The 5,542-nt window shown below is 53.7% G+C and carries 6 protein-coding genes; 2 read left to right on the forward strand and 4 right to left on the reverse strand.

Going from position 1 to position 5,542, the window contains the following annotated elements:
- The 3 genes from GN208_RS17400 to GN208_RS17410 form a co-directional block, all read right to left on the reverse strand.
- The coding region (locus GN208_RS17400; RefSeq protein ID WP_243828498.1) for a neutral zinc metallopeptidase at positions 1–487 on the reverse strand (487 nt) is incomplete at its 3' end.
- A 161-nt stretch (positions 488–648) separates the two neighbouring features.
- A complete protein-coding gene (gene purC / locus GN208_RS17405; RefSeq protein ID WP_004235306.1) occupies positions 649–1,362 on the reverse strand; it encodes a phosphoribosylaminoimidazolesuccinocarboxamide synthase in 714 nt (237 codons plus the stop codon).
- A 139-nt stretch (positions 1,363–1,501) separates the two neighbouring features.
- Entirely contained in the window at positions 1,502–2,272 is a 771-nt protein-coding gene (locus GN208_RS17410; RefSeq protein ID WP_015422764.1) for a DeoR/GlpR family DNA-binding transcription regulator, read from the reverse strand.
- An 86-nt stretch (positions 2,273–2,358) separates the two neighbouring features.
- On the opposite strand from GN208_RS17410, the gene GN208_RS17415 reads away from it, so the two are divergent.
- Positions 2,359–3,156, forward strand: coding sequence for an inositol monophosphatase family protein (locus tag GN208_RS17415; protein WP_049246305.1), 798 nt, complete (start codon positions 2,359–2,361; stop codon positions 3,154–3,156).
- Between the two features lie 51 nt (positions 3,157–3,207).
- On the forward strand, positions 3,208–4,362 hold the full coding sequence (locus GN208_RS17420) for an MFS transporter (protein WP_004235295.1): 1,155 nt from the start codon (positions 3,208–3,210) through the stop codon (positions 4,360–4,362).
- Positions 4,363–4,383: 21 nt separating this feature from the next.
- Here GN208_RS17420 and GN208_RS17425 read toward each other — a convergent pair whose 3' ends face one another.
- Entirely contained in the window at positions 4,384–5,412 is a 1,029-nt protein-coding gene (locus tag GN208_RS17425) for a glycosyltransferase (RefSeq protein WP_004235294.1), read from the reverse strand.
- Positions 5,413–5,542: the final 130 nt, after the last annotated feature.

Below are 5,542 nucleotides of genomic sequence, written 5' to 3' on the forward strand. Positions count from 1 at the left end.
CCCCTAATTTAGTGCGCATGTCATCGTAGAAAGAGAGGTCGATATAGACTTTCTGATCTGCCGGACAATAAAACGGCCCCATCACAGCCTGCCCTGCACCGCAACCGGTCGGTGTTGCGCCCCGGTACAGCACCAGTTTCGGCTCGCGGTACTGCCGGTTCATCTGTGCGAATTTTTGTCCCCAGACCGCTTCGGTTTCCGCCAGCATCACGCCGGTAAATTCCGCCTGTTTCTGCTCCTGTGCACTGTTCTGTGCCGGACGCTGCTGTGAGGTGGTCTGCCCGATATTAACCGGATCACCGGTAACCAGGCCGGTCAGGTCAATGCCGTAAAAACCGGCCACGACCACGATAACGACCACAACCAGTCCGGCTTTGCCACGCGGCAGCGGAATACGCGGCCCGCCTGCGGATCCGCCCGGAATTCTGCCCCCCGCACTGCGGCGGTCTTCAATATTGTCGCTCTGGCGACGCCCTTGCCAACGCATGATGATTCTCTGTTTATCGGATAATAGTCGGATAACTACATAGTACAGAGAAAATGAAGTGAGGAAAAATGCTTCTTTCTTTCAGGGGAGTGATAAATCAGCTTAATGCCGGTGATACGCGGGTTCTGTTATCACCGGCCATACATTCAGGAGATGAATGATTAATCCAGTTTCACACCCAGACGGCGTGCCACTTCCTCATAGGCTTCAATCAGGCCGCCGAGGCTCTGACGGAAACGGTCTTTATCCATTTTATCCAGAGTTTCTTTATCCCACAGACGGCTGCCGTCCGGTGAAAATTCATCGCCGAGCACTACCTGACCTTTATACAGACCGAATTCCAGTTTGAAATCCACCAGGATCAGACCGGCGTCATCAAACAGACGGGATAATACGTCATTGGCGATGTAGCTCAGGCGCTTCATTTCCGCAAGATTTTCCCGGCTGACCCAGCCGAAGGTTTCGCAGTAGGATTCATTGATCATCGGGTCATGTTTGGCGTCATTTTTCAGGAACAGATCGAAGATTGGCGGATTCAGCACCATACCCTCTTCCACGCCCAGACGTTTCACCAGTGAACCGGCAGCGCGGTTGCGGATGACGCACTCGACCGGCACCATATCCAGTTTTTTCACCAGAATTTCGGTATCAGATAACAGGCGTTCCATCTGCGTCGGGATACCGGCAGCTTCCAGTTTACCCATGATAAAGTGGTTGAATTTATTATTGACCATGCCCTTGCGGTCAAACTGCTCGATGCGCTCACCATCCAGTGCTGATGTATCATTACGAAATTCCAGAATCAGCAGATCGGGATTATCCGTGGTGTAGACCGTTTTGGCTTTCCCACGATACAGTTCAGCATGTTTTTGCATCTTGCACTCTCCAGACAGGATTAATAATAGGCGTATCGCCTGACGGACAATATTCTCCCTCAGAACGAGGCAATAAGCAATCGTTTGCGTAAGAAAAGATACAGACCCGGAAAGAGAGTGTTGTCCGGCAGAAGTGTGTTTACACCATAATGAGGGATAAACCCCGGGCTGTCAGCAGGTCACGGGCAGATTGCGGAACCTTCAGAGTGAGCACCACATGATCCAGTTCCTCACATGCCGCCACGCGGTAAGGTGCAATACGGCTGAGTTTGTCACCGGTCACACCGGCCACGGTCAGACTGCTCTGTCTTATCAGTGCCCGTTTGAAAGCGGCTTCCTCAAATCCGGTGACCGTCAGACCACTGTCCGCATCCAGTGCGCATCCGCCGGGAAAACAGAGGTCAATATTCAGATAAGACAGCTGCTCCAGTGCCTGTGCCCCGATGCAGGTGCCGGAAGCGCGGTGCAGCTTTCCGCCCAGCACAATCAGCTCAAAATGCGGGTAGTCACTCAGTGCGGCTGCAATAAGCGGACTATGTGTTATCACGGTCAGGGAAAAATCTTTCGGCATGTGCTGTGCCAGCAACAGGTTCTGACTCCCCCCGTCCAGAAAGATCGTGCTGTGATTGCGGATCAATCCTGCACAACCGAGCGCAATTTTTTCTTTTTCTGCACTGTTCTGCCCGATCCGCTGCTGAAAATCCGCCACATCGCCCAGTACACTGACCGCACCGCCGTACACCCGTTTACAGAGCCCTTCATCCGCCAGAACCTGCAAATCACGGCGGATGGTGTGCTCTGATACACCAAGCTGATCAACCAGTGTGCTGCACTGTACCCGGCCGTCACTGTGTAATAACTGTCGGATCAGGGCTTGCCGTTGTTCCGGAAAAGCTGCATAATCGAGCATATATTTCTCCTGTAAATTGCATAAAGCATCATAAACGGGCATCCCCTGCGGGTCAATCAAAACCCTGTCACTGCTGAGGTCATTCTGTGAACACACATCATCCGGATATCGCATTTTTTCATCAGTTAGCCAACCGCGCAGCACAAGAGACGTTACCGCGTTTTTTACCCGGGCATACACTGTCCGTCGATACCAAAATCAAAGAAGGTGTCAGTTTTGATCCGGTAACGGATGCAGACCGGCAGGCTGAAATCGCACTGCGGGAAATGATCAGCGCAGCATATCCGCAGCACAGTATTTTAGGTGAGGAGTTCGGTCTGACCGGCGAAGGGGATTATCAGTGGATCCTTGATCCGGTGGACGGCACCCGCCCGTTTATGCTCGGATTGCCGGTCTGGGGAACACTGGTCGGATTAACCTGTCGCGGAACACCTGTTATGGGAATGATGAGCCAGCCCTGCACCGGCGAGCGTTTCTGGGCAGACGGTGAACGCAGCTGGCACAGCAGCCCGCACGGGACATATGTGATGAAAACCCGCAAAAACATTACCCTGGCCAATGCCATTCTGCACACCAATTCACCGGAGCCGATGCCCCGTTTCCCGGAAATCCGGCTGGCCGATCTGATGGAAAAGGTCTTAATGACCCGTTTCGGCGGCGAGTGCTATGCCATGGCGATGGTAGCGGCAGGTAAAATCGACCTGTGCTTTGATTACGCCCTTCAGCCATATGATATCGCTGCATTTATCCCGATCATTGAGCAGGCCGGTGGTTGTGTGACAACCCTTGACGGCGGACCGGCCATACAGGGCGGAGCTGTTCTCGCCAGTGGTTGTCCGCGTCTCCATCAGCAGGTGCTGACTATTCTGAACAAAAATATTTAATAATCGTATAATGATTATGATTATAAATTCGTATTACAAAGGTTGTTGTGAATGAGTGATGTAATTACAGTAACACCGCCCGCCGTACCGGCGGAACGGGAACAGATAGCCACCCGCGCGCTCTTTTTTGTCGCCGGTTTTGCCTCCGCGGCCTGGGCAGCACTGGTGCCGTTTGCCAAACTGAACACCGGCGTGAATGACGGGGTTCTCGGGTTATTACTGCTCTGTCTCGGCGGCGGTGCGCTGGTCGCCATGCCGCTGACCGGTGTACTGACCACCCGTTTCGGCTGCCGCCGGGTGATGACTGTTTCCGTTCTCCTGCTTAGTGCAGCCCTGCCACTGCTGGCGGTCATTAATCACACCGGGTTACTGGCTCTGACGCTGATTATTTTCGGTATGGGGATCGGCATTACCGACTGTGCCATGAATATTCAGGCCATTATTGTTGAGAAAGCGGCACCAAAACCAATGATGTCCGGCTTTCACGGGTTCTACAGTGTCGGCGGCATTGCCGGTGCGGGTGCCATGAGCGGCTTTATGCTGGCCGGGATGGACGCATTACAGGCGGCCGGTGCCGTAACGGTGATTTGCCTTCTGCTGCTGGCTCTCAGTTATAAAGGCATGCTGGATTACGCCTGGCCGTCAGAAGGCCCTGCATTTGCTGTGCCGCGCGGTGCGGTATTACTGATAGGGATTATCTGCTTCGCCACCTTTCTGGCCGAAGGCAGTGTGCTGGACTGGAGTGCGGTTTTCCTGACAGAGTATCGTCATGTGCCGGAAAGCATGGGCGGGTTGGGTTTTGCCTGCTTCGCGGTGCTGATGTCCCTCGGGCGGCTGACCGGCGACAAAATTGTTGCGGTACTCGGACGGCCGCAGGTGGTGCTGTGGGGCGCCCTGCTGGCTGCCGGTGGTCTTCTGCTGAGTGTGCTGAGTGACAACTGGCTTCTGGCGCTCACCGGTTACGGGCTGATCGGCCTGGGATGTGCCAACGTGGTACCGGTGATGTTTTCCGCTATCGGCCGCCAGACCAGTATGCCGCAGGCCGTTGCCGTCCCGGCGGTAACCACTCTGGGTTATCTCGGTATTCTGGCAGGACCGGCGTCTGTCGGGCTGATTGCTTACCGCTTCACCCTGCCCGCTGCACTGCTGGCCGTGGTCGCGCTGCTGTTGCTGGTCGCGCTGCTGTCGCGCAAAGTCCGGATGTAACCGATGTAAAAACACCGGCCGTCAGGCCGGTGTTGCTGTATTCTCCGCGGCGTCTTTCAGAATCGCTTTCAGACGCGGATAACGGCGTGCCAGCCGCCAGCGCAGCCGCAAATCTTTGGCGTTATCCCAGATGAGTGACCAGATCCCGCGATCAAACAGTTCACGCACAATCTCCTGTTTCACCTCCGGAGATTCTATCTCACTGATGGTATGCAGGATCCCCAGCCCTTCTTTGGAAATCTGCCAGTGACAGGCAGGGATCTGCTTCGCGACATCCGCATGGCGCTGATTGATATCGTCCAGCATTTCCAGGATTTTCATGTAATTATGGACTGTACGTACGCGGATTTTGTCATCCGGCGGCGTATGCGATACCGATTCGGAATGGATCAGATAATCGTAATAACGTTCATCAATATATTCCACCCGCGCTGCGGTCATCAGCAGTTCGGTTGTCCACGGAATATCCTGGTGGTGCAGCCCCGGCTCAAAATAATAGCCCTGCTCACGCAGAAAATCAGTGCGGTACAGGTTCAGCCAGGTCACATGCAGGAACTTACGGGAGTTGAGTGCCCGTTTCAGCCAGTCCGGCCCGGAAAGAACGCCGGTGGAACGCAGACGATCAGGCGGGAAAATCGGCCGTGGTTCACGCCCGTCTTCATAAACATAGGTACCATTGCAGGTTGCCACATCCAGTTTTCCGGCAAGCGCAATTTCCAGCAGGCGGCCGTACATTTGCGGGTGAATCACATCATCAATGTCCGGAAACGTGATGTATTGCCCTTTTGCCACGGCAAAACCGGTATTCCGCGCCACCGAGACGCCCTGATTTACCTGCTCCAGAATAGTGACAGACGGGAATTTGTCCTGCCATTCACGCAGCACAGCATCCGTATTATCTTTGGAACCGTCATTAACGAGGATCAACTCCCAGGCAGGAAGTGTTTGTTTCAGCAGGCAGTCAAAAAACTGAGGAAGAAATTTTTCCCCGTTATAGACGGCAACAACAATGCTCAGTAAAGGTCGTGAAGAGTCCGAAGATAAATCCATGTCAGCCCTGTCAATTCCGGGTAGCCTGATATTCAGCAGACAATGCGGCTGAATATAGCGAAAAAATAATTATAAGTATTTAAATATAACCGGAGAGCCTGGCATAAACGTGGCTAATAATGCGATATGT

This window comes from Morganella sp. HSTU-ASny43, assembly GCF_022819185.1.
Taxonomy (GTDB): Bacteria; Pseudomonadota; Gammaproteobacteria; order Enterobacterales; family Enterobacteriaceae; genus Morganella; species Morganella morganii.